General features: G+C 59.1%; 28 protein-coding genes. All 28 read right to left on the bottom strand.

From position 1 onward, the window contains the following. Positions 1-79: 79 nt before the first annotated feature. Positions 80-1,216, bottom strand: coding sequence for a flagellar biosynthesis protein FlhB (flhB, locus tag CYD26_RS09055; protein WP_102052417.1), 1,137 nt, complete (start codon positions 1,214-1,216; stop codon positions 80-82). A gap of 2 nt (positions 1,217-1,218) precedes the next feature. Continuing rightward, complete coding sequence (gene fliR, locus CYD26_RS09050; protein WP_065760001.1) at positions 1,219-1,995, bottom strand: flagellar biosynthetic protein FliR; 777 nt, start codon at positions 1,993-1,995, stop codon at positions 1,219-1,221. 7 nt (positions 1,996-2,002) lie between these two features. Next, entirely contained in the window at positions 2,003-2,272 is a 270-nt protein-coding gene (fliQ, locus tag CYD26_RS09045) for a flagellar biosynthesis protein FliQ (RefSeq protein ID WP_065760000.1), read from the bottom strand. A gap of 11 nt (positions 2,273-2,283) precedes the next feature. Next, positions 2,284-3,036 carry a flagellar type III secretion system pore protein FliP gene (gene fliP, locus CYD26_RS09040; RefSeq protein WP_065759999.1) on the bottom strand — a complete coding sequence of 251 codons (753 nt, stop codon included), beginning with the start codon at positions 3,034-3,036 and terminating at the stop codon, positions 2,284-2,286. Further along, positions 3,036-3,485: a flagellar biosynthetic protein FliO gene (gene fliO, locus CYD26_RS09035; protein ID WP_178081700.1), complete on the bottom strand. Its 450-nt coding sequence runs from the start codon at positions 3,483-3,485 to the stop codon at positions 3,036-3,038. Before fliO ends, fliP begins: the two co-directional genes overlap by 1 nt. Next, positions 3,486-3,950 carry a flagellar motor switch protein FliN gene (gene fliN, locus CYD26_RS09030; RefSeq protein ID WP_099773928.1) on the bottom strand — a complete coding sequence of 155 codons (465 nt, stop codon included), beginning with the start codon at positions 3,948-3,950 and terminating at the stop codon, positions 3,486-3,488. It abuts the gene before it with no gap. Between the two features lie 48 nt (positions 3,951-3,998). After that, the gene (fliM, locus tag CYD26_RS09025; protein ID WP_065759996.1) at positions 3,999-4,967 is read right to left on the bottom strand and encodes a flagellar motor switch protein FliM; all 969 of its coding nucleotides are present in this window, start codon (positions 4,965-4,967) and stop codon (positions 3,999-4,001) included. A 9-nt stretch (positions 4,968-4,976) separates the two neighbouring features. After that, positions 4,977-5,474, bottom strand: a complete 498-nt coding sequence (fliL, locus tag CYD26_RS09020) for a flagellar basal body-associated protein FliL (RefSeq protein ID WP_065759995.1) — start codon at positions 5,472-5,474, stop codon at positions 4,977-4,979. Positions 5,475-5,638: 164 nt separating this feature from the next. Then, positions 5,639-7,006: a flagellar hook-length control protein FliK gene (locus CYD26_RS09015; RefSeq protein ID WP_102052416.1), complete on the bottom strand. Its 1,368-nt coding sequence runs from the start codon at positions 7,004-7,006 to the stop codon at positions 5,639-5,641. Between the two features lie 97 nt (positions 7,007-7,103). Next, positions 7,104-7,451, bottom strand: a complete 348-nt coding sequence (locus CYD26_RS09010; RefSeq protein WP_065759993.1) for an Hpt domain-containing protein — start codon at positions 7,449-7,451, stop codon at positions 7,104-7,106. Positions 7,452-7,476: 25 nt separating this feature from the next. Further along, positions 7,477-9,180, bottom strand: coding sequence for a fused response regulator/phosphatase (locus CYD26_RS09005; protein ID WP_065759992.1), 1,704 nt, complete (start codon positions 9,178-9,180; stop codon positions 7,477-7,479). Positions 9,181-9,188: 8 nt separating this feature from the next. Beyond that, entirely contained in the window at positions 9,189-9,491 is a 303-nt protein-coding gene (locus CYD26_RS09000) for an STAS domain-containing protein (RefSeq protein ID WP_065759991.1), read from the bottom strand. An 88-nt stretch (positions 9,492-9,579) separates the two neighbouring features. Then, positions 9,580-10,032, bottom strand: a complete 453-nt coding sequence (gene fliJ, locus CYD26_RS08995; RefSeq protein ID WP_065759990.1) for a flagellar export protein FliJ — start codon at positions 10,030-10,032, stop codon at positions 9,580-9,582. A 6-nt stretch (positions 10,033-10,038) separates the two neighbouring features. Then, positions 10,039-11,397, bottom strand: coding sequence for a flagellar protein export ATPase FliI (gene fliI, locus CYD26_RS08990; RefSeq protein ID WP_102052415.1), 1,359 nt, complete (start codon positions 11,395-11,397; stop codon positions 10,039-10,041). Next, the gene (fliH, locus tag CYD26_RS08985) at positions 11,387-12,148 is read right to left on the bottom strand and encodes a flagellar assembly protein FliH (RefSeq protein WP_065759988.1); all 762 of its coding nucleotides are present in this window, start codon (positions 12,146-12,148) and stop codon (positions 11,387-11,389) included. The genes fliI and fliH overlap by 11 nt, the downstream gene beginning before the upstream one ends. A 135-nt stretch (positions 12,149-12,283) precedes the next feature. Continuing rightward, positions 12,284-13,303 (bottom strand): flagellar motor switch protein FliG, encoded by a 1,020-nt coding sequence (gene fliG, locus CYD26_RS08980; RefSeq protein WP_065759987.1) that lies wholly within the window; start codon positions 13,301-13,303, stop codon positions 12,284-12,286. Further along, positions 13,296-15,074 carry a flagellar basal-body MS-ring/collar protein FliF gene (gene fliF, locus CYD26_RS08975; RefSeq protein WP_065759986.1) on the bottom strand — a complete coding sequence of 593 codons (1,779 nt, stop codon included), beginning with the start codon at positions 15,072-15,074 and terminating at the stop codon, positions 13,296-13,298. Before fliF ends, fliG begins: the two co-directional genes overlap by 8 nt. Positions 15,075-15,089: 15 nt before the next feature. Further along, a complete protein-coding gene (gene fliE / locus CYD26_RS08970; RefSeq protein ID WP_065759985.1) occupies positions 15,090-15,419 on the bottom strand; it encodes a flagellar hook-basal body complex protein FliE in 330 nt (109 codons plus the stop codon). 120 nt (positions 15,420-15,539) lie between these two features. Beyond that, a complete protein-coding gene (locus tag CYD26_RS08965) occupies positions 15,540-16,931 on the bottom strand; it encodes a sigma-54 dependent transcriptional regulator (RefSeq protein ID WP_102052414.1) in 1,392 nt (463 codons plus the stop codon). After that, on the bottom strand, positions 16,928-18,136 hold the full coding sequence (locus CYD26_RS08960) for a PAS domain-containing sensor histidine kinase (protein WP_065759983.1): 1,209 nt from the start codon (positions 18,134-18,136) through the stop codon (positions 16,928-16,930). The genes CYD26_RS08965 and CYD26_RS08960 overlap by 4 nt, the downstream gene beginning before the upstream one ends. 204 nt (positions 18,137-18,340) lie before the next feature. Further along, positions 18,341-19,816: a transcriptional regulator FleQ gene (gene fleQ / locus CYD26_RS08955; protein WP_102052413.1), complete on the bottom strand. Its 1,476-nt coding sequence runs from the start codon at positions 19,814-19,816 to the stop codon at positions 18,341-18,343. Between the two features lie 170 nt (positions 19,817-19,986). Then, entirely contained in the window at positions 19,987-20,283 is a 297-nt protein-coding gene (locus CYD26_RS08950; protein WP_102052412.1) for a flagellar protein FliT, read from the bottom strand. Positions 20,284-20,292: 9 nt separating this feature from the next. Continuing rightward, positions 20,293-20,688, bottom strand: coding sequence for a flagellar export chaperone FliS (gene fliS / locus CYD26_RS08945; RefSeq protein ID WP_102052411.1), 396 nt, complete (start codon positions 20,686-20,688; stop codon positions 20,293-20,295). Between the two features lie 128 nt (positions 20,689-20,816). Further along, positions 20,817-22,205, bottom strand: a complete 1,389-nt coding sequence (gene fliD / locus CYD26_RS08940; RefSeq protein ID WP_102052410.1) for a flagellar filament capping protein FliD — start codon at positions 22,203-22,205, stop codon at positions 20,817-20,819. A 69-nt stretch (positions 22,206-22,274) separates the two neighbouring features. Continuing rightward, a complete protein-coding gene (locus CYD26_RS08935; RefSeq protein ID WP_102052409.1) occupies positions 22,275-22,661 on the bottom strand; it encodes a flagellar protein FlaG in 387 nt (128 codons plus the stop codon). Positions 22,662-22,733: 72 nt separating this feature from the next. Next, the gene (locus CYD26_RS08930) at positions 22,734-23,594 is read right to left on the bottom strand and encodes a flagellin domain-containing protein (protein ID WP_102052408.1); all 861 of its coding nucleotides are present in this window, start codon (positions 23,592-23,594) and stop codon (positions 22,734-22,736) included. Positions 23,595-23,855: 261 nt separating this feature from the next. Continuing rightward, entirely contained in the window at positions 23,856-24,791 is a 936-nt protein-coding gene (locus CYD26_RS08925; RefSeq protein ID WP_102052407.1) for a ketoacyl-ACP synthase III, read from the bottom strand. Positions 24,792-25,277: 486 nt separating this feature from the next. Beyond that, positions 25,278-25,691 carry a hypothetical protein gene (locus tag CYD26_RS25220; RefSeq protein ID WP_178081699.1) on the bottom strand — a complete coding sequence of 138 codons (414 nt, stop codon included), beginning with the start codon at positions 25,689-25,691 and terminating at the stop codon, positions 25,278-25,280. Positions 25,692-25,700 lie beyond the last annotated feature (9 nt).

Below are 25,700 nucleotides of genomic sequence, written 5' to 3'. Positions count from 1 at the left end.
CAGGGGGATCAGAACGTATGCGGTACGGTCATCGCAGGCAAGCCGGCTGGCCACAGGACGCCATCACATCAGGGCAGGATCAGGAGTCCCGACGCAAATCCGGCGGAATCGGTACGTCCTTGAGGGGTTCCGGCGCCTTGCCTTTGCCAGCACGGTACTGGCGGACCTGGAAGACATAGGCCAGTACCTGGGCTACCGCCAGGTAGAGGCCGGCCGGGATTTCTTCCTCAAGCTCGGTGGAGTAGTAGATCGAACGCGCCAACGCCGCCGACTCAAGAATCTGGATCTTGTGCTCACCCGCGATTTCACGAATCTTCAGCGCAATGAAGTCAGTGCCCTTGGCCAGTAGCAATGGCGCACCGCCCTTATCAGGGTCGTACTTGAGTGCCACGGCATAGTGCGTCGGGTTGGTGATGACCACATCGGCTTCGGGAATCGCCGCCATCATCCGGCGCTGCGACATCTCGCGCTGGGTCTGTCGAATGCGCTGCTTGACCTCGGGGCGACCTTCACTGTCCTTGTACTCGTCACGCACTTCCTGCTTGGTCATCAACAGCTTCTTGTGTGCCTGCCAAAGCTGCAATGGCGCGTCCACGGCGGCGATCAGCAGCAATCCCGCCGCCATCCACAAGGCACTCCAGCCCACCACCTGAACGCTATGGATGACCGCCTGATCAAGCGGCTCGTGCGCGATGGCAATCAGGTCGTCGCGATCTGAAGACAGCACCACCAAGGCCACCAGCAAGATCACAAAGAACTTGGCCAGCGCCTTGAGCAACTCGGTCAGCGCATGCATGGAGAACATCCGCTTGATCCCGGACATCGGGTTCATTCGGCTGAACTTCGGTGCCAGGCTACTGCCGGCAAACAAAAACCCGCCCAGGGAAATAGGCCCGATGATCGCTGCAAGCAGCAGCACCAGCAACACCGGCTGAGTGGCGAGTATGGCCATCTTGCCCGAGGCCAACAGAAAGATCCCCATGGAGCGCTCGTCGATGAGCACCTCGCGGGACAAGGTGAAATTGATCCGCATCAGCTCCATCAGCGTTTCCGCCAACGCACCGCCGAAGACCAGCAACCCGCCCGCGCCCGCCAGGGTCACGGCAACCGTATTGAGTTCTTTGGAGCGCGCAATCTCGCCCTTCTCACGAGCGTCCTTCTTGCGCTTGTCGGTGGGGTCTTCTGTTTTATCCTGACCGCTCTCGCTCTCAGCCATGCTCAGCGCGCCCTCGCCAGTTCACGCAGCCATTGCAGGGCCTCGGAGGCCAATGACTGGTAATGGGATAGAATGTCGGCCAGACCGACCCAGAAAATCCCGAGCCCCAATACCAGGGTCAAGGGAAAACCGATGGAAAAAATGTTCAACTGCGGCGCGGCGCGGGTCATCACGCCAAAGGCGATGTTGACCACCAGCAGTGCGGTAATAGCCGGCAGTACCAGCAGCAGTGCTGCGCCCAATACCCAGCCCAGGCGCCCGGCCATGTCCCAGAAATGATTGACCAACAGACCGCTGCCAATCGGCAAGGTGGTGAAACTCTCGGTGAGCACCTCGAAAACCACCAGATGGCCATTCATCGACAGAAACAACAGGGTCACCAGCATCGTCAGGAACTGACTGACCACCGCGACATTGACGCCGTTGGCCGGATCGACCATCGAGGCAAACGCCATCCCCATCTGAATCGCAACAATCTGCCCGGCAATCACGAAGGCCTGGAAGAACAGCTGCAGCGCCATACCGAACAGGGCACCGATGATCACCTGTTCGGCAATCAGCAGCAGCCCACTGAGGCTCAAGGGATTGACCTCAGGCAGAGGCGGCAAGCCAGGCACGATGACCACCGTAATAGCCACCGCGAAATACAGCCGGATGCGGGCTGGCAACAAGGTGGTACCGAATATCGGCATGGTCATCAGTACGGCAGCGACGCGAAACAGCGGCAGGATGAACGACGCCACCCACGTGCTGATCTGCGCATCGGTCAACTCGAGCATGCCGTACTCAACCGATCAGCTGCGGAATACTGCCGTACAGCGACAGGATGTACTCCATGAACGTGCGAACCAACCACGGCCCTACCACGATCAGGGTCACCAGCATCACCAACAGCCGCGGCAAGAAGCTCAGGGTCTGTTCGTTGATCTGGGTGGCCGCCTGAAACATCGCGACCACCAGGCCGACCAGCAGGCTCGGCACTACCAGTACCGCCACCATCATCGTGGTCAGCCACAGCGCATCGCGAAACAGGTCGACAGCGACTTCCGGGGTCATGCGCGATTCTCCTAGACGCCGCCGAAACTGCCGGCCAGGGTACCAATGATAAGCGCCCAGCCGTCCACCAGCACGAAGAGCATGATCTTGAACGGCAACGAGATGATCAACGGCGAGAGCATCATCATACCCATGGCCATCAGTACGCTGGCGACCACCAGGTCAATGATCAGAAACGGAATAAAGATCATGAAGCCGATTTGAAACGCCGTCTTGAGTTCCGATGTCACAAAGGCGGGCACCAGGATCGTCAACGGCGCCTGGTCGGGCGTTGCAATGTCGGTACGCTTGGACAGCCGCATGAACAGATCAAGGTCGCTCTGCCGGGTTTGCGCCAGCATGAAATCCTTCAGCGGCACTTCGGCCTTGGCAATCGCATCCTGCGCGGTAAGCGTCTCGTTCAGGTAAGGCTGTAGCGCATCGCGATTCACCCGGTCGAACACCGGGGCCATGATGAACATGGTCAGGAACAGTGCCATGCCGGTAAGGATCTGGTTCGACGGAGTCTGCTGCAAGCCCAGGGCCTGGCGCAAAATCGAGAAGACGATGATGATCCGGGTAAAACTGGTCATCAGGATGACGAACGCCGGGATGAAACTCAGCGCCGTCATGATCAACAGGATCTGCAGGCTGACGGAGTACTCCTGCTGCCCATTCGCCCCATTGGACAAGGTAATCGCCGGGATCGACAGCGGATCGGCAGCCAAGGCCAACGGCGCCGCCAGCATCAGCAGCAGCGTCAACATCATGCGCAATGCGCCCATTACGTCTTGTCCTTCTGATCCTTGCCCAGCAACTCCATCAGGCGCTGAGCGAATTCCGGTGTAGCCTGTCGCGCACCCGACGGCACTTCGACCGGCTCACGCAACACATGCAACGCTTCGATCGTGCCAGGCGAGTGCCCCAGCAAAATCTGCTCATTGCCTACCTTGACCAGCAGCAGGCGGTCGCGCGGCCCCAAGGCCCGCGTACCGATGATCTCAATGACCTGATCGCCTCGCGGCGCAGCCTGCTGCACCCTGCGCAGCAGCCAGGCCAGAAAGAAGATCAACCCCACCACCAACAGCAAGCCCAGCACCAACTGCGCCAACTGCCCACCGACACTTCCCGGCGCAGCTGGCGCGGACGCTGTCGCCGCCGGCTGCGCCGCGAGGGCCACGTCGACGCAGAACAGGCTGGCCGCAGCCAGGCCCTTGAGCAGAGTGTTTTTCACTTAGCGCAGCTTCTTGATACGTTCGCTCGGGCTGATCACGTCAGTCAGACGAATACCGAACTTCTCGTTGACCACAACCACTTCACCGTGCGCAATCAGCGTACCGTTAACCAGCACATCCAGCGGCTCTCCGGCCAGGCGATCAAGCTCGATCACCGAACCCTGGTTGAGTTGCAGCAGGTTACGGATGTTGATTTCAGTACTGCCGACTTCCATGGAAATGCTCACCGGAATATCCAGGATCACATCCAGGTTCGGGCCTTCAAGGCTGACCTGTTCATTGCTGCGTGGCGAGGAAGGAAACTCCTCCATCGGCAGGCGGCCCGAAGCAGGCGTGGAGCTACCGCCGGACATCAGGGCATCGATGTCGGCCTGACCGCCCTCGCCAGTTTCACTCAAGGCAGCGGCCCACTCATCGGCCAGCGCCTGATCTTCCATGGAGGTGATATCGTTTTCGTCAGCCATTTTGTCCTCGACGGGCAATCAATTCGGGGGGTAAACCAGCAGCGCCGCTTAGCGACGCTCGATCGGATCGGTTATCTGCAGGGCCAGGGTGCCCTTGTGCGAGCCCAGCTTGGCCTTGAACGACGGCACGCCGTTAGCCCGCAGAATCAGCTCTTCGGGTAATTCGATAGGGATCACGTCACCGGGCTGCATGTGCAGGATGTCGCGCAGACGCAACTGACGCCGGGCTACCGTCGCGCTCAACGGCACGCTGACGTCCAGTACGTCTTCGCGCAGGGCCTTGACCCAACGCTCATCCTGGTCATCCAGGTCAGACTGGAAGCCGGCATCCAGCATCTCGCGCACCGGCTCGATCATCGAGTACGGCATGGTCACATGCAGGTCGCCACCGCCGCCATCGAGCTCAATGTGGAAGGTCGAGACCACCACCGCCTCACTCGGACCGACAATGTTGGCCATGGCCGGGTTGACCTCCGAGTTGATGTACTCGAAGTTGACCGGCATGATCGCCTGCCAGGCTTCCTTGAGGTCGACGAAGGCCTGATCCAGCACCATGCGCACCACGCGCAGCTCGGTCGGGGTGAATTCACGGCCTTCGATCTTGGCGTGACGGCCGTCACCACCAAAGAAATTGTCCACCAGCTTGAATACCAGCTTGGCATCAAGAATGAACAGTGACGTGCCGCGCAACGGCTTGATCTTCACCAGGTTCAAGCTGGTCGGCACGTACAACGAATGCACGTACTCACCGAACTTCATCACCTGAACCCCGCCCACCGCCACGTCGGCGGAGCGACGCAACAGGTTGAACATGCTGATACGGGTATAACGGGCGAAACGCTCGTTGATCATTTCCAGGGTCGGCATGCGTCCGCGGACGATCCGATCCTGGCTGGTCAGGTCATAACTTTTGACGCTACCGGGCTCAGCGGCGCTTTCGGTTTGCACCAGACCATCGTCGACACCGTGTAACAGGGCATCGATTTCATCCTGGGACAGCAGGTCCTGCACGGCCATCTTGGGCTCCTACTGCAATACGAAATTGGTGAACAGCAACTGGTCAACAACCAGTTTGCCAACTTCCTTCTGCGCCACTTCCTGAACACTGGCAGTGGCCTTCTGGCGCAACATTTCCTGACCTACCGGGGTTGCCAGGGTATCGAAGCCCTGGCCCGAGAACAGCATGACCAGGTTGTTGCGGATCACCGGCATGTGCACTTTCAGTGCATCCAGCGCAGCCTGGTCACGGCCCTGCATGGTGATGCTCACCTGCATGAAACGCTGACGACCGTTCTGGTTGAAGTTGACTACGAATGCAGGAGACAGGGGTTCGTAGATCGCTGCCGGCTTGACGTTGGTCGCCTGCGCAGGGCTTGCCTCAGGTTTGCTGTCGGCCTTGTGCAGGAAGAACCAGGTTGCCCCCACGGACAGACCAATCGCCAGGAGCAATGCCAGCACCAACAACAGGATCAGTTTGAGTTTGCCTTTCGAGGCGGGGTCTTTCACTGCGTCGTTCTTCGCCATGCCAATAATCCGTCACTCACACGAGATTTCACTCAGATGGCGAGGGTTCAGCAAGTGTTATGCCAGTTTCCCGGAACAGGTGATGGAATCCATGGCGCACCGGCAAGATCGCCCCTGGAGGGGCGGCGCCTGCAGGGGCTTTACGCGAGGCGCCGCGGCTCACATCAAGCGTAATAATCTACTGCACTGGAACCGATCACCACCTGGCGCTCGACAGCCTTGACGCCAGCATCAGCCTCCGCCTGCTCTGCGGCATCACCCGCCTCACCGCGTCGCCCGGCAACGCCGCTCAGGCGCGGGCCTTCTTGAGCACCCTGCTGCTGGCCGCGCGACTGATCGGAAACATTCACATCCGGTTGCGCCAGGCCTTGCTGGGCAAACAACTCACGCAGACGATGAACCTGCCCTTCCAGCGCATCACGAACCACCACATGACCACTGACGAAGGTGATCTGGGCTGGCTGGTCCGCCGCCAGGTTGACGCGAATATCGAGGCGCCCCAGTTCAGCCGGCTGAAGCTGAATATCCGCCGACTTCAGGTTCTGGCTGGACAGGTACATGACGCGGTTGACCAACCCTTCAGTCCAGCCGCTCTGGTTCATCGCCAGCGGCTGATTAAGGGGCGCGGCCGGAACCGGCACGGCATTGGCGGTCTTGGCGGTTGCCGCCTGGGTCAAGGCGCTCAAGCGCTCGGCAAAGTTATCGACACGCGTGTCGCTGGCAGCCCCCTTGAGATCTTTCAGGCCATCATCCATCAGCGCGCCAAAGGCTTTCTCGCCCGGCTCGCCCTGCTCCGCCTCAGCACCCGGCTTGTCGACGATGGCCGCCAGTGTATTGACGGCAGACTGCCCCTGCGTCGCTTCTGGCTGTGCCTGAGCAGACTTGCCCGTTGGCGCGGCATTCACCGATGTGGTTCCCTGGGCCTGAGCACTCTGCTCCAGCGCCAGGCGCAGCGTTGGCAGATCGGCAAGCGGATCGACATCCGGATCGAAAGGCGGCTCTTGTGGAGCACTATCACTGGCGGGCGCCTGCACCTGCGCCTGAAGCTGCGCAGCCTGCACCACTGGCGCCACCGCCTCGGCCTGAGCCTGAATCAATTGCGCCCCTGGCTGGGCATCGGTGACCTGGCCGGCAACCAGGCTCGGATCAAGCAACTGCGGGTCGGCCTGATCGGTTGAATCCTCTGTAGCTACAGCATCTTGCGCCGGCGCCGTGTCGGCAACCTGTGCGTCATCCTGGCCCTGAACCTCTTTTTTACTCGCGTTATCGGCAGGCAAGCTTTTGCCGCTACCGGCAACTTTCTGCTGCCCGTCCACTTTGGAATTGCCACTGCTGGCGGTGTTGGCTGGCGCGAACGGCTTGTCGACGGAAGGCCCGCCCGCGAACTTGTCCTTGGATTGCGAAAGCACTTGGGAGAAGCCTGAAGCCTTGTCGCCAAGCGCCTGCTGCGACTTGTCCGATGACGCACCTGATGCGCGCGATGAATTGGCGACGGAGCCCGATTGCAGCAATGGGTTTGTGGCGACAGGCATGAAAGAGTCTCCGCGGCAGCGTGTCTGATACAGGAATGGAAAAGGCACTGCAAAAGTCACGCCAGGACGCAGCAACACTCCACGCCAGCCACACACATCACCCTATCTGAACCCGTTGACGCTCCGCGCAATACAGCTGACGAACCGCGGCATACTCACGATCAATACGATTGATGAGGTCCTCGATGCCGTAGAGCGGACGTTGCTTGACCCGTTCTTCAAGCTGCTGACACAGCTCGGCCAGCGCCACAGCCCCCATATTGCTGGTACTGCCTTTGAAGCTATGGGCAACCATCCCCAACTCCTCGGCGTTCTTGGCCTCATGGAGCTGACTGAGGCGCGTCTCGGAGTCCGAGAGAAAAGTCTCGAGCAAGTACAAGTAGCCATCTTCCATGACTTCCTGCAAATCGCTCAGTACCTTGCGATCAATATGATTGTCAGACACTTGCTCACTCCTTGATCAAGCTTGATTATGCCTCAGACACCCAAGCGAACACTACGCACGCACGACGCCCGCCATCAAACCATTGCGCCTGCTGGCTCAAACCACGTATCAAGCTCAGGCCCCGGCCATAAAACCCGTGCCCTCCCTGCGAACAGCCAAGGACGCGCTCGACATCGAAACCCGCACCGCTGTCTTCGACCTCGATGGTCAGCCGCCCGCCCGAGGCGGCCGGCTCTACCTGCAGACGCAAGCGGATGCAGCCTTCCTGCAAGGCCTGTAGACGCCTGTTTCGCTCGCGGTAGTACTCGGTAAACCCACAGGCATCGCGCTTGAGCCTTGAATCAAGCGCCAGCACGCCGTGTTCCAGCGCATTGGAGTACAACTCGCTGAGCACACTGTGCAGTTCGCTACTCTGGGCGCGCAAACCGTGAATTTCCTGCAGCAGGTGCAACAGGAAAGGCAGTGGGTTGAAGCGCTTGAGGCTTTCGGCACGAAATTCGAGATTGAGCGACCAGTCCAACGGGCTGGACTGCCCACTGTCGGTGTACGCGAGCGGCGGCAGCGACAGCGCGTGATGCTCGACCATGCACAGGTCCATCATGCTGACGTCATCACGTGGATGCCCACCAAAACGTGCCAACGCCATCTGAATATCGTCAAACAACTGCTCCGGCACCCGATTGGCAATGAGCACCTCACGCAAGCGCTCGACACCGAACAACTGCTCATTCTCATCACGGGTATCAACAACCCCATCACTGAGCAGAAACAGGCGATCACCCACCGTCATGGGCAGTACCTGCGTATGCTCATCGAACTGCTCAGGCGGCAGAACACCCAGCGGCAGAAAATGCGACACCAGCGGCAACGGCTCACCGCCACCGACCCGCAGCAGGTAGGCATCAGGCATCCCGCCGTTCCAGACCTCCACCGTACGCCGCTGAAAACTCATATTGAGCAGCACGGCACAGCAGAACATGTCCACCGGCAAGATGCGCTTGAGCTTGGCATTCATCTCACGCAAGGTTTCCGCCAGGCCGTAGCCCTTGGCCGTCATGCCGTAGAACACTTCCGCCAAGGGCATGGCGCCTACGGCGGCAGGCAAGCCATGGCCCGTGAAATCGCCCAGCAGCACATGCATATCCCCAGACGGCGTAAAGGCAGCCAGCATCAAGTCGCCATTGAACAGCGCATAAGGGGATTGCAGGAAACGGATGTTCGGCGAGCCAAGGCAACCGGCATGCGCCACCTTATCGAATACGGCCTTCGCCACCCGCTGCTCATTGAGCAAGTGACGGTGATGATGGGCAAGCTGGTCTCGCTGCTCAAGCACCGTTGCCTGCAAACGACGCGTGCGCTCCATGGCTTTGATTTTGGCCGCCAGAATCACCTGGCTATACGGCTTGGCCAGAAAGTCATCCCCACCCGCCTCCAGGCAACGCACCAGCGCCTGCTCTTCACTCAGCGAGGTCAAGAAAATGATAGGTACCAAGGTTTCGCCGGCCAGAAGCTTGATCCTGCGCGCCGCCTCAAAGCCATCCATGACCGGCATCAACGCATCGAGCAGTACCAGGTGCGGTCGCTGCGCAGCAAACACAGCCACCGCCTGCGCGCCGTCTTCGGCCATCAATACCTGATGCCCTTGCTTGCGAACAATAGTGGCCAGCAGCAACCGATCGGTCGCACTGTCTTCGGCGATCAGCACCGTCAAGATATCCTGGCTCGGCATACTAACGCTCAACTGATGTCGAACAGCTTGTCAAAGTTGGAAATCGCCAGGATCTTGCGCACATCCGAACTGGTATTGACCATGCTGACCCGGGATTCGTCCCCACCCACATGGTCGCGCAACAGCAACAGCATCCCCAGCGCAGAACTGTCGAGGTAGGTCGCCTCCTTGAGGTCGACCACAACAGTGCGCGGAGCGGAGTTCAGGTGCTCGTATGCCTCTCGAAATTCCCTATGCCTGCCGAAGTCAAACCGACCCTTCACGCGAATGGTCAATTTCCCGTCCCGGGAGAGCTCGGATTCCACAGCCATTTTGCGATTCCTTCGATGATGGCAATTGCAGACACAAGAAGGTGTAGCAGCCGCCCCCTACAACGGCAACCCGAACCGCGGTCAAAGATCAGTAACGATCATGTCGAGGCAGGCGCTGGGACAATTCGTCGAGCAATTTCTGCTCGCGTTTGTCCTCAACCATCCGCGCTTCGTCAATGTAGCGCTGCACCAGCTTGCGCAACCCTTCAACCCGCGCATAGGCCTGCTGCCAGGTAGCGCGGGCGTTGTTCAGGTTGCTTTTGTGCCAGGTGAGGCTCTGATGCTGCTGGGCCATGGCCGCGTCCAGCTGGCTAAGAAAACGCTGGTAACCCATCAACCAGTTACCCGTGACCCCTTGCCCGCCGCGCTGCAGCCACTGCTGCTGATACTCTTCGCGAAAACGATCGAGCTCGGCAAGCTTGGCCTGCGCCATGTTCACCTGCTGCTGAAACTGACCGAGTCGCTGAGCCGCTTGCCGCTCATTGTTCTCGGCCATTTCCACCACGGGCGCAAGACGCGCCGCTCGACTGGGCTGGGCCATGATCTATCAGCCCGGCGCGACAGGCGCGAACACACTGGCCAACTGCTCGCCGCTCGCAACGAGGCTGACGTTGTCGTTCAACCCCTGGCGCAGGAACTGCACCAACTTCGGTTGCAGCGAAATCGCCAGGTCGGTCTCACGGTCGCCCCCGGCAACGTAGGCGCCGACACTGATCAAGTCGCGGCTTTGCGAAAGGCGCGACCATAGCTGCTTGAACTGCTGGGCCTGCCCCATCTGCTCAGGACTGACCACCTGCGGCATCACTCGACTGATGGAGGCTTCGATATCAATGGCCGGGTAATGCCCTTCTTCAGCCAGCCGCCGGGACAGCACGATGTGGCCGTCGAGTACGCCCCGCGCCGAATCCGCAATCGGGTCTTGCTGATCGTCACCTTCGGACAACACGGTATAGAACGCAGTAATCGAACCACCGCCAGCTTCGCCATTACCGGCGCGCTCCACCAATTTAGGCAGTTTGGCAAAAACCGAAGGCGGATAACCCTTGGTCGCCGGAGGCTCGCCAATGGCCAGGGCGATTTCCCGCTGCGCCTGGGCAAAGCGCGTCAGCGAATCCATCAGCAACAGAACATTCTTGCCCTTGTCGCGGAAATACTCGGCGATACGCGTACAGTACATGGCAGCCCGCAAGCGCATCAGCGGTGCATCATCGGCAGGCGAGGCCACGACGACAGAGCGCTTCAGCCCCTCAGCACCCAGGATGTGCTCGATGAACTCCTTGACCTCACGCCCCCGCTCACCAATCAGCCCCACAACGATGATGTCGGCTTCGGTAAAGCGGGTCATCATGCCCAGCAGCACACTCTTGCCCACGCCGGTACCGGCGAACAGCCCGAGACGTTGGCCACGACCCACCGTGAGCAGGCCATTGATACTGCGGATGCCGACATCCAGAGGCTGGCTGATCGGGTCGCGGTTGAGCGGGTTGATAGTAGGGCCGTCCATCGGCACCCAATCCTCAGCCCGCATGCCGCCCTTACCGTCCAGCGCACGACCGGCCCCATCAAGCACCCGCCCGAGCATGCTCATGCCCATCGGCAGGCGACTGCTTTCAGCCAGCGGCACCACCCGCGCGCCAGGCGCAATACCCGCCACGCTGCCTACCGGCATCAGAAACACCTTGCCGCCGGAAAAGCCCATGACCTCAGCCTCAACCTGCACCGGGTGATAGCTGTCGTCATTGATGACCACACACCGGCTGCCGACGGCAGCACGCAGGCCCTCGGCCTCCAGCGTAAGGCCAACCATGCGCAACAAGCGCCCTTCGACGACCGGCTGTGACGGCAAGGCAATTGCCTCGGCATAGGTGCCAAGGCGCTTGCCGAAGCTGGTACGGTCAAGGCGCATCGGGGGTGTCCAACTCGATGGTCAGGTCTGGCGCTGCCGGGTGCAGGCTCTGATCGTGCAACTGATCGAACAGTTGCGCCAAGGCCTTCTCGATACGGGTTTCCATGGTCGCGTCAATGCGGCTCTGGGCGGTCTCGATGCGGCACCCCCCTGGCAGCAGCGCTTCATCTTCAAGCAGGCGCCAATTTTCTTCGTGGCGCTCGCGCAGCGCCTTGGCCAATTCGAAATCCTGCGGATTGACGTGAATACGAATGTTCTCCGCGCCCATCGGCAGCAGCTTCAGGGCTTCGCGCAATACATGGGTAATTTGACTGGAGTCGGTGCGCAGCTCGCGACCAACGACCTGCCGAGTGATGTGCGCAACCAGGTGCACCAGGGACTTTTCGATCTGGACGTCCTGCTCGGCAATCGGCTCAAGCAAGTTGCTCATCAGTTGTTCAAGGCTGGCCAGCTTCGCGGCCAGGGCCACTTCGGCTTCTTGTCGAACCTTGAGCTGGGTACTGTGAAAACCTTCACGCTCACCGGTAGCGAACCCCTCGTTGTAAGCCTCCTGACGGATGCTCTCCAACTCCTCCAGGGTCAGCGGCTGGACCTCCTCCAGCGGCACTTCCTCGATCTCGTCTTCGACGATCTCGGGTTCCGGCTCGGGCTCGGGTTCTGGCTCCGGGTCGAACGAAGGTAAAGCCCAGCGATCGAATGCTTCCAGGTCGCCAGCGCGAATCAGTTCAGTTAAATGCTCGTTGGTCGACATGATTCCACGCGCTCAAAATAAAGCACCGTATCGGCACTGGCGTGCCAGCGATGCAGACACCGCGCACCTACCGGCATCGCATTGATCCCACCGCTGGCGCCGGCCCGAAAAAGGCCGACACCGGCGTGCGGGTCGTTAGATCATTTCCTCGGCGCCTTTGCCGCCAAGCACGATCTCTCCGGCTTCGGCCATGCGTCGGGCAATGGTGAGGATTTCCTTCTGTGCCGCTTCGACATCGCTGACGCGAACCGGTCCCTTGGCCTCAAGGTCGTCACGCAGCAGCTCCGAGGCACGTTTGGACATGTTCTTGAAGACCTTGTCCTTGACCCGCTCATCAGCACCTTTGAGCGAAACCACCAGCACGTCGGAGGACACTTCGCGCAGCAGCGCCTGGATACCACGGTCGTCGACGTCGGCAAGGTTGTTGAAGACGAACATGAGGTCTTCGATCTGCTCGGACAGGTCGCCATCCACATCGCGGATCGCGTCCATGAGCTGGCCTTCGACGGAGCTGTCGAGGAAGTTCATGATGTCCGCAGCACGCTTGATACCACCCAGCGTTGTCCGGGCAGCATTGGAGTTGCCCGAGAACTGCTTCTCGAGGATCTGGTTCAGTTCCTTGAGCGCCGCTGGCTGAACCGTATTCAGTGACGATACGCGCAAGATGATGTCCAGGCGCACCTTGTGGTCGAAGTTGCTCAGCACCTCACCAGCCTGATCAGGGTCAAGGTAGGCCACGACAATGGCTTGAATCTGCGGGTGCTCGTAACGGATCACATCGGCTACCGCACGCGGCTCCATCCACTTCAGGCTGTCCAGGCCACTGGTGTTGCCGCCCAGCAGAATGCGGTCGATCAGGCCGTTGGCCTTGTCTTCGCCCAACGCCTGGGTGAGCATCTTGCGGATGTAGCCGTCGGAGCCGACGCCGAGGCTGGTCTGGTCGCCGACGATCTCGACGAACTCGCTCATCACCTGCTCGACTTGCTCGCGGTGCACGTTGCCCATTTGCGCCATGGCCACACCGACCCGCTGGACCTCTTTGGGGCCCATGTGCCGCAACACTTGCGCTGCGTCAGTCTCACCCAATGACAACAGCAGAATAGCGGCCTTGTCGACACGGGTCAGTTTGGCGGTAACCGCTCTGTTATCACTCATCGGCGTTGATCCACTCTTTCACGACCTGGGCCACACGACCCGGGTCTTCGGCCACCAGGCTCTTGATTGCATTGAGCTGAGCATCATAGCCCTCGCTCGGGCTCGGCAAGAGAATGCTTTGCGGACCGCCAAGGGTTACCCGGTCATTGGCCAGTTCGCCATCCAGACCGATCATACCGCCCAGTTCCATGTCGCTATCGCCAGCGGCTTGCTTGCCATTACCGGTGATGTTGTTGAGCACAGGGCGCAACACACCAAATACCAGCACCAGGATAAAGAGCACGCCGAGCACCTGCTTGACGATGTCCCAGAACCAGGGCTGTGAGTAAAACGGAATATCGGCGACCTCTTCACCACGGTCGGCAGCGAACGGCACGTTGATCACGCTGACGCTGTCACCACGGCTGGCATCAAAGCCCACCGCATCCTGGACCAGTCGGGTGAAGCGCGCCAAATCTTCGGCGCCCCAAGGCGTACGCGTGGCTTCGCCGGTCGCAGGATCGAGCTTGACCTGATCATCGACCACCACGGCTACCGATAGGCGCGTCAGACGCCCCTGCTGCTGACGGGTATGGCTGATGGAGCGGTCCAGCTCAAAGTTCTTGGTCGACTGCTGACGCTTGTCTGCCGGGTAAGGCGCGAGCATCGGCTGACCGGTTGCAGGGTCCATGACCTGCTGGCCGTTGGCATCAAGCAGCGGCTGCCCTGGCTGAATCATGCCAGCGGCTGCCTGTGCCTGGCCGGTCTGCTGTGGCGCAGAAGCCGGGCCGGGCGGCTGGTTGCTCAGCGCCCCAGGCACACCTTGCGGGCCCATGCTGCTGGAGCGCTGTTCGTTGACCGACTGCTCGCTGCGCAGGGCGGGCTGGTCCGGATTGAACTGCTCGGAGGTCGACTCGACAGCACTGAAGTCGACGTCGGTGGACACTTCAGCCTTGTAGCGGTCATTGCCCAGCACTGGGTTCAGGATGTTGTGTACACGCTGGGTCAGCATGCTTTCCATGCGGCGGCTGTAATCGAACTGCTTGCCGGCCATGGTCAGTTCAGAGTTCTGCACCTGATCGGAGAGCAGGTTGCCCTTCTGGTCAACCACGGTGACCTGAGACTTTTCCAGCTCCGGTACGCTGGTTGCTACCAAGTTGATAATGGCCATCACCTGGCCAGGCTCCAGGCCACGCCCTGGGTACAAATCAACCAGAATCGAGGCACTGGGCTTGCGCTCATCGCGCACGAACACCGAGCTTTTCGGGATGGCCAGATGGACCCGCGCACCCTTGACGTTGCTCAGGCTGGAAATGGTCCGCGCCAACTCACCTTCCAGGCCGCGACGGTAGCGGGTCGCTTCCATGAACTGGCTAGTCCCCAGCCCCTGTTCCTTGTCGAGAATTTCGAAACCGACATTGCCATCGCTCGGCGCTACGCCCGCAGCAGCCAGTTTCATCCGGGCACGGGAAATGTCTTCGGCCTTGACCAGCAATGCGCCCGAATTGGGCTCGACGTTGTACGGAATGTCAGCAGCGGCCAGTGTTTCCATGACCTGCTTGGTGTCCATGCCGGTGAGGCTGCCATACAGCGGACGGTAGTCGGGCTGCTGCGACCAGAGCACCACGGCAAAGCCAATCGCAACGCTCGCGGCAAGGCCGACCAGCAAGCCGACCTGACGCAATACCGGCATCTGCGAAATATTTTCCAGAAACGACAAGCCGAACAGGGGCGGCTTGGGTGCTGGTGGCCTGCTGTTGGCTGGCACGTTATCGACGACTGCTTCGGCCATGACTCAATCTCGCCCTTAAACCGGCATCTGCATGATGTCTTGATAGGCCTGCACCAGCTTGTTGCGCACCTGGGTCAAGGCTTGAAAGGAAACACTGGCTTTCTGCGAAGCGATCATGACGTCGGTGAGGTCGACGCCGCTCTTGCCGACTTCAAACGCGTTGGCCAGTTGCGTAGACGCGTTCTGGGTGTCGCTGACCTTGTTGATCGCCTGGCCGAGCATGTCGGCAAAATTGCTGGAGCCAAGCTCAGACGCTGGCGCAGCAGCCTTGGGCATGGACATCGCGTCCATTTGCATGGCGCGCATGTCCAACATCAATCGATTAAATTCAACACCTTGGCTCATGGACTTCTCTCTCCGACGGCCCGCATTTTTTTGACACTCACGCAGCGGATACGCTGGACTTAGCAACAAGAGTGCCAGCTACGTATGCGAGCCGAATAAAAACTCTAAATAACCGCGACTTTACCCGCCCGAGGCGTACAGGCTGGCCTCGACATCCATCCCCGCATCACGCATTTGCGCAAGCTTGTAACGCAGGGTTCGCGGGCTGATGCCCAATCGCTCGGCGGCCTCTTTGCGGCGACCGCGCTCGGCGCGAAGGGTGTCGATGATCATCTGGAACTCATGCCGACGCAAGTCATCACCCAACCCAGTGGCCTCGGGCGTGCTCAGCGAAGGCGCGCACGACTGCGGCTCGACTGCACTTGGCGTCAGTGCGGGCAAAGCACCGGCAAGGCAAAAATCCTCAGCCTCAATCACGCCACCCTGCTGCAGAATCAGCGCACGCTGGATGGCATTGTCCAGTTCCCGAACGTTGCCAGGCCATGGATACGCTTGCAGGCACGCTTGCGCCCGGGGCGACAGCACCACCGGAGCGTGTTTCATTTTATTGACGTGGCGCGCCAGCAAGCGCTCGGCCAGCGGCAGAATATCGGCGCTGCGCTCACGCAAGGGGCGCCAGGCCAAGGGAAACACCGACAAGCGATAGTAGAGGTCTTCGCGGAACCGTCCAGCCGCCACTTCACCGGCCAAATCACGGTTGGTGGTTGCAACTACGCGAATATCCAGCGCAATCGGCTTACGCCCGCCAACACGCTCCACCTCGCGCTCCTGCAGCACACGCAAAAGCTTGGCCTGCAGGCCAAGCGGCATTTCGGAAATCTCATCGAGCAGCAAAGTACCGCCATCCGCCTGCTCGAACTTCCCCGCCTGAGCGGCAATGGCCCCGGTAAATGATCCCTTCTCATGCCCGAACAAGGTCGCCTCAAGCATGTTGTCGGGAATCGCCGCACAGTTGATCGCCACAAACGGCTGACTGGCCCGGGGCGACTGCTGATGAATGTAGCGCGCCAGCACCTCTTTACCGGTACCGGATTCACCAGAAATCAGCACCGTAGAATCACTGCGCGCGACCTTGGCCGCCAACTCCAGCAGTTGCGCACTGGCGGGTTCACGCGCCACAGGGCCATCGCCCTCTGCCTTGTCGAACGCACCCACGGCATGGCGCCCCACCAGATCAAGCAAGGCGCGAGGCTCGAATGGCTTGACCAGGTAATCGACAGCCCCTTGGCGCATGGCCTGCACCGCGCGCTCAACGGCAGCATGCGCGGTCATCAACAGTACGGGCAACTGCGGATGGCGCGCCCGCAACAGCTCCAGCAACTGATGACCATCCATGCCCGGCATGTTCACATCACTGACCACCAGGCTGAAGGCCTGTTCAGCAACCACCGCCAGCGCTTCCTCTGCCGAGCCTACCGCCAGATAGTCGAAACCACCGAGCATCAGGGTATCGCCAAGCGCTTGGCGCAGCACCCGATCATCCTCAACCAGCAACACCTTGATCGCCGTCACGCCATACCCTCCTGCGCACCGATCAACGGCAAGCTGACGCGGGCACAGGTGCCTCGCCCGGGACGAGAGCGCAACTGCAACTCACCCTGGTGCGCTCGCGCCACCGCCTTGACCACCGCCAAGCCCAAACCGGTGCCGGTCGCCTTGGTGGTCAGAAACGGCTCACCCAAGCGAGTGAGCAGCCCCGCATCGATACCAGCCCCGGCATCACTCACGCACACATGCAAAAGTTGCTCTCGGCGGTACAGGTGAATTTTCAAACGGGCCTGGCCCGCACTGGCCTGCACAGCGTTTTCAATCAGGTTGAGCAACGCCCCCACCAAGGTGTCCCGATTGCACAACAGATCGCCCAGATGGCTGTCGCACTGCCAGCGTACGAGATGCCCCTGAACGTGGGGATGTGCCGCCTGCTGCAGCGCCTGGAAGAGTGCCTTGGGTGTCAGGCGATCGGTTAACGGCAACTCGCCCCGCGCGAACACCAACATGTCGCGCACCTGATGCTCAAGCTCGTGCAAACGTTCCTTCAGCGTACTGGCGAAGCGCTGCTGGGTTTGCGCCGGCAAGGTCTGCTCCGCCAAGTGGCTGGCGTAAAGCAGGGCCGCCGACAACGGGGTACGAATCTGATGAGCGAGCGAAGCGACCATGCGCCCCAGCGATGACAGTCGCTGATGACGTGCAAGTTGGTCCTGAAGGTGGCGAGTCTCGGTCAGGTCGTTGAGCAGCACCAACTGACCCGGCTCGGCGTCCAGCGAGCGGGTGGCGATCGACAGACGCCGACCATCACGCAACGATACCTCGTGACCGTCATCTTCACGCGGCGCGAAGCTGCGAGCGATCACGTGACGCCATAGCTCACCGTCCAACGGCTCGCCCAGCAGTTCACGTGCGGCCGGGTTGGCTTCACGCACACGCCCCGCCCCATCGATGACAATGACGCCACCCGGCAGCAAATCCAGGAGATTCTGCAGGCGATTGGCCAAACGCTCTTTCTCGGCCAACTCTGCCATTCGCTGGGCACTGACCACCGCCAACTCACCCTTGAGTTCGGTGACGCGCGCCTCAAGCAGGTTGTAGGATTGACTGAGCTGTGTCGACATCTGATCGAACAGGGCAAAGGCCTGCTCAAGACCATTACGACTGTCCTGCTCAGAGGTGTTCGCTCCCTTCAGCTCAGGGAGACTGGAGATGGTAGCGGCGTGGGGCATCGTGCTCTCTCGCGTGGCTCACCGTCATAAAACGGTATGTTGCCAGCGGTATAGCAATAGCCGTGCCGGATAATTTTCACGACAAGACCACGAGCCCTGAGAGAAACGGCAGGAGCCAACGGTAACGGGCACCACAGCCCTGCAAAAAATAGGGGCATTGGTGGCGACAGCAGGTGCTCTGCCAGTGTCACCACCCGACAGGCGTCAATCTTCTGCCTGCTCGTCCCCCTCACGCCGACTCATACCGTACTTGCGCATTTTTTCGACCAGGGTGGTACGCCGGATACGTAAACGCTCCGCAGCACGTGCCACCACACCACTGGCATCATCCAAGGCCTGCTGGATCAAGCCCTGCTCGAGGCTGCCGAGGTAATCCTTGAGGTCCAACCCCTCGGGCGGCAGCATGGCGTGATGGGAGAAGCTCGGCGTGTGCCCATTGATTGCCACGCGCTCCTCAAGATCGGAGCGCAAACTGTCAACCAGATGCTCGTCTTCATCATCGACATAACGGAACTTCTTGGGCAGCTCGGAGACCCCGATCACCCCATAAGGGTGCATGATCGCCATGCGCTCGACCAGGTTGGCCAGCTCGCGAACGTTGCCCGGCCAACCATGACGACACAGCGACATGATCGCCGCCGAGTTGAAACGGATAGAGCCACGCTTTTCGTGCTCCATGCGCGAGATCAACTCGTTCATCAACAACGGGATGTCTTCGACACGCTCTCGCAGGGGAGCCATCTCGATCGGGAAAACGTTAAGCCGGTAGTACAGGTCTTCGCGAAAAGAGCCCACCTCGATCATGCTCTCGAGGTTCTTGTGAGTCGCCGCAATGATTCGCACGTCGATGCTCTGGGTCTTGTTGCTACCTACACGTTCGAAAGTTCGCTCCTGCAACACCCGCAGCAACTTGACCTGCATCGGCAGCGGCATGTCGCCAATTTCATCAAGGAACAGGGTGCCACCATTGGCCAATTCGAAACGCCCGGCGCGACTGGTGATAGCGCCGGTGAAAGCACCCTTCTCATGACCGAACAATTCGCTTTCCAGCAGCTCTGCCGGGATCGCACCGCAGTTGACCGGCACGAACGGCGCTTCGCGGCGCTTGGAATGATAATGAAGGTTGCGTGCAACCACTTCCTTGCCGGTGCCCGACTCGCCCAGGATCAATACACTGGCGTCGGTATCGGCCACCTGCTGCATCATTTGCCGCACATGCTGGATTGCACGGCTGGTGCCGACCAGGCTGCGAAACAGGTTCGGCTCACGCTGTCGGCCACGCTCACGGGCAGCATCGTACATCTCGCGATACACCTGGGCACGGTGCAACGAGTCCAGCAATTTGCTGTAGCTGGGCGGCATTTCAAGATTGGACAGCACGCGGCGGCGCAACTCTTCGGGCAAGTCGACCGAAGAAATTTCGCCCAATAGCAACACGGGAAGGAACTCATCCCAGGCTGCCACTGTCTTAAGCAAGCCCATCAGACTTGCCGGAGCGTTCACGGTCCCGATCAGGACACAGAGTACTTCACGACTGGATGACAACGACTCAACCACCTGCTGCCAGTCTTGGCTTGAGCAGGAGAGATTTTCTTCGCCAAGAAAATTCAAAACCACCGCCAGGTCGCGGCGGCGGGCGCTATCGTCATCGATCAGCAGAATTTTGGTTTCACGCCACATGCAATAGCAACTTCCCTAGTCATCTCGGCGCCCTTTTGAGGGCAAGCTCGACATCATTCCGACTGAACGGTCAGTGTTCGGACGTCTGAAATTTGAAAACAGCCACTAGTTAAGTCAAAAAACCGCACAGAGTCAAATTTATGGCGCCCTGTTTCTGGTTTTGCCCAGCTTCAGCTGAACAAATGGTATACCTTTGCCGCGTTTTTGGCTTGCCGGATCTGCATCATCTCATCGACTATTGTTTGACGCTCGTCACTTGCAACCTCAATTAGTTGCCGGTAAACCCTGAGCAACTCTTCAAGACTGCTACGCAACACTTCTTCGTTGACCGATGCTTCGGCCAGCACATCATCGACACACAACCGGCAGTTGATGTCGAGCTCGCCGATCACCTCCCAGTCGCGACTGTCCAGGGCACCCAGCAATGCCTCGCGGGTTTGTTCGATACGTTCAAGCACTGTACTCATCACAGCTTCCTAGAGTTCGGCAGGTTGATCGCCGATTGCATCCCAACCTTCCTTGAGAGTAATCAGCAAACGGGCTACTTCATTGAGGATTTCCGGGTTGCTCTGCACGTTGGCTTCGACCAGGCGCTTGCTCATGAAGGCATACAAGCTGTCCAGCTCAGCCAGCGAGTCGGCATGATTTTCCAGATCCAGACCTTCGCGCAGACCACCGACGATACCAATGGCCTTGCCGATCAGGATGCCTTTTTGCGCAATATCGTTGCGCGCCATAGCACCCTTGGCCTGGGCAATGCGGTCAAGGCCACCCTGCATCAGCATTTGCACCAGACGATGCGGGCTGGCTTCGGAGGTCTGCGCCACGCCGTTGACTTTCTGGTACTGCCGAAGGGCCAACATAGGATTCATGTTCTACCTCGTCACAACTAAAAGGTTTCGTATACCGCTTATATCGCCTAGGCGTCAAAAAACTTTAGAGGAAAAGAAAAAGCCCGGCGCATCCAAAGGATGCTGCCGGGCTTTTGGCGATCAATCGATCAGGAGTTTTTGGCTTGCGCGTTCATGGCGTCGAACATCGACGTGATGCCGTCAGCCTGAGATTTGAGCTTGCCGACCGCAATATCCATAGCGATGTACTTCTTGGTCAACGAGGTTGTCAGGCTTTCGATGCGGTAATCCAGCGCTTCTTGCTGGCTTGCCAACTGTCGCTGCGAACGGTTGAGCGCGTCGTTACGCGAGTCCAGGGACCCACCCGACTTCAGGAACGGCTCCATGGCCTTGTTCATGCGCGCGATCACGCCGTCATCGCTGGTAAACAGTTTCTGCACCTCACCACCGAGCTTCTTGTCATTCAATGCGGCAGTGAACTTGACGTCGTTGAATTCGAGGGTGCCGTCTTTGGTGGTGTTGATACCCAACTGCCCCAGCGAGGTAAGACCGCCGCCAGGCTGGGCAACTGCAAGCTCCGAACGCAGCGACGCCAGCACCGCACGCGCAGTTGGGTCACCGGTCAGCGGGCCCAGAACTGTATTACCATCGGCATCTTTGCTGGTCGAGGTCAAGTCGTTGATCGTCTTGACTACTGCGTTGTAGGCGTCGACAAAGGTCTGTACGTCTTTTTTCAGCCCCTCATGGTTAACCCCTACAGTAACCGTGGTCTTGCTGCCTTCGGCCTTCAGATCCAGACTCAGACCGCTGATCGTATTGTCCAGCTGGTTTGACTTGCTGGTGACGAGAATGCCATCAATCCTGACTTCAGCATCAATAGCCAAGGCACCGACTCGACCAGCCGCATCACCCGACATTTCAACGCTGTTATCGATGACCAGTTCAGGGATACCACCCACGGAGATATCCGAGCCTTTACCCGTGGTAGTCGAACCGAACACCAGCCGCGACCCATTGCCGTCACTGATGATGTTGGCAGTAATACCTTCTTTGCCCAAGGTGCTGTTGATGCTGTCGCGCACTGACTGCAGGGTCGCATCGGCACCTATCTCAACCTTGTGGACCTTGCCGTTCTGGGTAATTTCCAGCGTACCCGGGGAAATCGGCGCGTCGCTGCCGGAGAACTTTTTACTGGCAACCCGGGAGGATGTGGCAAGCTTGTCCACCTCAACCAGGTAACTACCCGGTACCGCAGAGTTGTTCGCCTTTGCACCGACCGCGCTTTCGTTGCCGCTGGTGGCTGCATAAGCAAGGAAGGATGGCGCGTCCTTGTCATTGAGCTTGTTCAAGGCAGCCTGATAGGTGGACAAGGCACTCTTGAGCGAGGCAACGCCAGAAATCATCGCTGAGTTATTGGCCGTCTGGCGCTGGATCTGACTCGCCTTGGCGGCGGTGTCTGCATCGACCAGCACTTTGACGATAGCGCCAATGTCCATTCCTGAACCGGTGCCGATGCTCGCTGAAATTGGGCTTGCCATGAGTAACTCCTTCTCCGTTGCACTGCTCCCTAGCGGACAACCCTAGCGAACATTTGAATCAATAAGGTATCAGACCTTGGCGTCGAACAGCAGGCTGCTCATGTCGCTCAGGCTGTGGGCAATTCGCAGCGCCTCTTCGGAGGGCAACTGCCGAACCAGCTCACCAGTTTCGCTGGCGATCACTTTGACGACAATTCTGCCGGACTCTTCATCCGTGGAAAATTCAAGATTGCGGCGACTGGAAGCGAGAAACTTCTCGATTTCCTTGACGGCGGATTTCACTTTTTCAGTTTCGGACACATCATCCCGGCTATCCCGGTTATCCCGGCTGCTGGCTGTCGGCGCTTCGCTGGATGCCTGGACTGCCTGGACTGCCTGAGGTGCCGGCTTGTCGGCGGCCTGCTCGGTCGGACGCACGAGCGGATAGGACGCATTCAGCTTGACACTCATATCCATGTCTACCACCTCTCAATGCAAAAGGCGGAGGAGCGCAACTGATGCACTCCCCCGCCAATAACCATCAGGCGATTACTGAAGCAGTTTCAGTACAGCAGATGGCAGCTGGTTGGCCTGAGCCAGAACCGAAGTCGAAGCTTGCTGCAGAGTCTGCTGCTTGGTCAGCTGGGCAGTTTCAGCAGCGAAGTCGGTGTCCTGTACACGGCCACGAGCAGCTTCGGCGTTTTCGTTGATGTTCTGCAGGTTGTTGACAGTGCTGGTCAGACGGTTTTGTGCAGCACCCAGATCAGCACGGGTGTCGTTGATGGTCTGCAAAGCCTCGTCGATAGCACTGATCGCTGCAGTGAAAGTCGCCTCAGCGGCAGCGCTGTTAGCACCAGTGATGGTCAAGCCGTTCAGCGAGGAGAGGGCAGCGTTAGTGCCGGTGGTGGCCATCGCAGCACTCAGCGTGATGCTGATCTGGTTGTTGGTGTTAGCGTTGGAGCCGACCTGGAAAACCATTTCGTCAGCACTGCCGTCCAGCAGTTTCTTGCCGTTAAGCTCAGTGCTTGCGGCGATACGGTTGATTTCTTCGAGCATCGACTGGAACTCTTTGTCCAGTGCCAAACGATCTTCCGGGCTGTTGGAGTCGTTACGCGACTGAATTGCCAGTTCACGCATACGCTGCAGAATGTTGGTCTGCTCTTGCATCGCGCCTTCAGCGGTCTGGGCGATGGAGATACCGTCGTTGGCGTTTTTGATCGCCATGGTCTGACCGCGGATCTGCGAAGTCATGCGGGTAGCGATCTGCAGGCCGGCGGCGTCGTCTTTGGCGCTGTTGATTTTCAGGCCGGAAGACAGACGGGTCATCGAGGTGCTCAGTGCATCGGAAGCACGGTTCAGGTTTTTCTGAACGCCCAGAGAGGTGGTGTTGGTGTTAACGGTCAAAGCCATGACGAATTCCTCGTTGGATTGGGTACTACGGCTTCCGGCCTTGGCAATTCGCCGAGGGTGGCACAGAGAACCTTCGTAATAGTTATCGTCGTCAGGGCGGGTTGCTTTAGCGGATTTTCAAAAAAAATTACTGGCATCCTGCCACTCCAATGAAATCGGGGGCTTCTGCCCCCAACCTCTTCATTGCAGGAGCGTCCTGCAGATGAGCCACGAATAAAAACGCCGCCCGGGAAACGGCGGCGTTTTTATTGCACACGACTGTCAGTCGCGTCGTTCGATGATCGCAGAGCCCCACGACAGCCCCACACCAAAGCCACTCAAGGCGACGCGTTTGTGCTGCGAGCCGAGCACATGCTTTTCCAGCAGCAACGGGATACTGGACGACACGGTGTTACCGGTCTCACTCATGTCCTTGACGAATTTATCCCTGTGCTCACCATCTTTGAAGCGCGCAGACACGGCATCGACAATTGCCGCACTACCCTGATGCAGGCAATACAGGTCGATATCCTCGGCTTGAAGCTGGCTGGCTTCGAGCAGCTGTTGCAGATGAGCCGGGACCTTGACCAAGGCGAAGTTATACACCTGACGCCCGTTCATGAAGAACTTGCCATCGGTCGTGCGCAGGTGCTCGGCGCCGCCGCCATCGCTACCGAACAGTGACTTGCCGAGCTGCCAAGCGGCATCCTCCCCCATCCACGTCGCCGTTGCCGCGTCGCCGAACAGCATGGTCGTGTTGCGGTCTTCAGGGTCGACGATCTTCGAATAAGGGTCAGCAGTGATCAACAGGCCGTTCTTCAGACCTGCAGCCTCCATGAAGCCCTTCATGGCATAAATGCCATAAACATAGCCTGAGCAACCCAGGGAAATGTCAAAGGCGGCCACCTGAGTTGGCAGGCCAAGCTTGTGCTGGACAATGGCTGCAGTGTGCGGCAGGCCTTCGGCATCACCATTCTGGGTAACGACAATGACGACATCCACGGATGCCGGGTCCAGTTCTGGATTACCAGCGAACAACGCCTGGACCGCTCCGACGCAAAGGTCGGAGGTTTCCTGGGCGGCGTCCTTGCGGGGCAAAAAGGTAGAACCGATCTTGCCGAAAATAAAATCCTGGTCTTTACCGAATTTCGCACCTTGGGCGTAGTTGTCCAGCCCTTCAGTAGGCACGTAACTGGCGATACTTTTTATGCCAATCATATGGCTTCCCAATTCAGAAAAAGCAAAATGCCCACTGTGCTCCGCGAACACAAACCAGGTAAGGCAACGCCCCCCCTGGCAACGCTGGTCGATGGCTCAGCTGTTCCCGGTTGTGGCAATGATAACAGTGAAGATGCGCGCCGTGACTTCCAAGTCACGCGCTTTTGTCGAATCGATTGCCAATGGGAGCAAAAAATCCGCGCATGCCGCTTTCACCGCCAGGGTTTGGGCACGCACCGCACGGTGTGCTGAATGGTTTTTTCTCGTGGCCAGCATCATCCGGGACAGTTGACGAAGCCGCTTGAGCGGCTAAGGGGAAGATGAACTATTTGCTGTAGCAGGCGTGGGAATCCTATCTGACCACAGGGCGTGCTGAATAACCCAGGCCATCACAGACTGCAGCGATAGCGGGTCAGCCGGCGCCCGGCGCCTTGTCCGTCGCAATTGCCACTGCGACGGCTATTTCCGCTGACCCGTATCGGCCGTTTACGACTGCCCCTGAGTAAATGCCAAGAGCTTTTCCAGGACATCATTGACTACGGATTCACGACCTTCCATCTTACTCAGTCGCTGAACGGCTTCATTCAGCCGCCGCAAATCTTCCGGGAGTTGGGTAAAGTTGAAAAGCTGATCGCTGCCATTGACCTTGCCATTCTCAAATGCCTCGACAGCATTGATCATTCGATTCGGGTAGCGGCCCACATAAGTTTCATCCTTTACGAAAACCGCCAGAAAATCGTTCCAGATATCAGCATGCTGAGGCGTGACAAAGGACTCAAGCAACGCCGGATTCATACCCTGATGTTTGGCCCAGGTGACAAGCGCACTTCCGGCATCAGGATAGAAGCGCCAGCAGTCCACCGGATAGCGATGGAATGCGCCGTTGGACGGTACGTTCATGAACAGCAG

Origin of the sequence: Pseudomonas sp. FFUP_PS_473, assembly GCF_002858665.1 — a bacterium.
Classification (GTDB): Bacteria; Pseudomonadota; Gammaproteobacteria; order Pseudomonadales; family Pseudomonadaceae; genus Aquipseudomonas; species Aquipseudomonas defluvii.
Note: the sequence above shows the minus strand (reverse complement) of the source record. Positions and strands in the feature narration are given on the sequence as shown.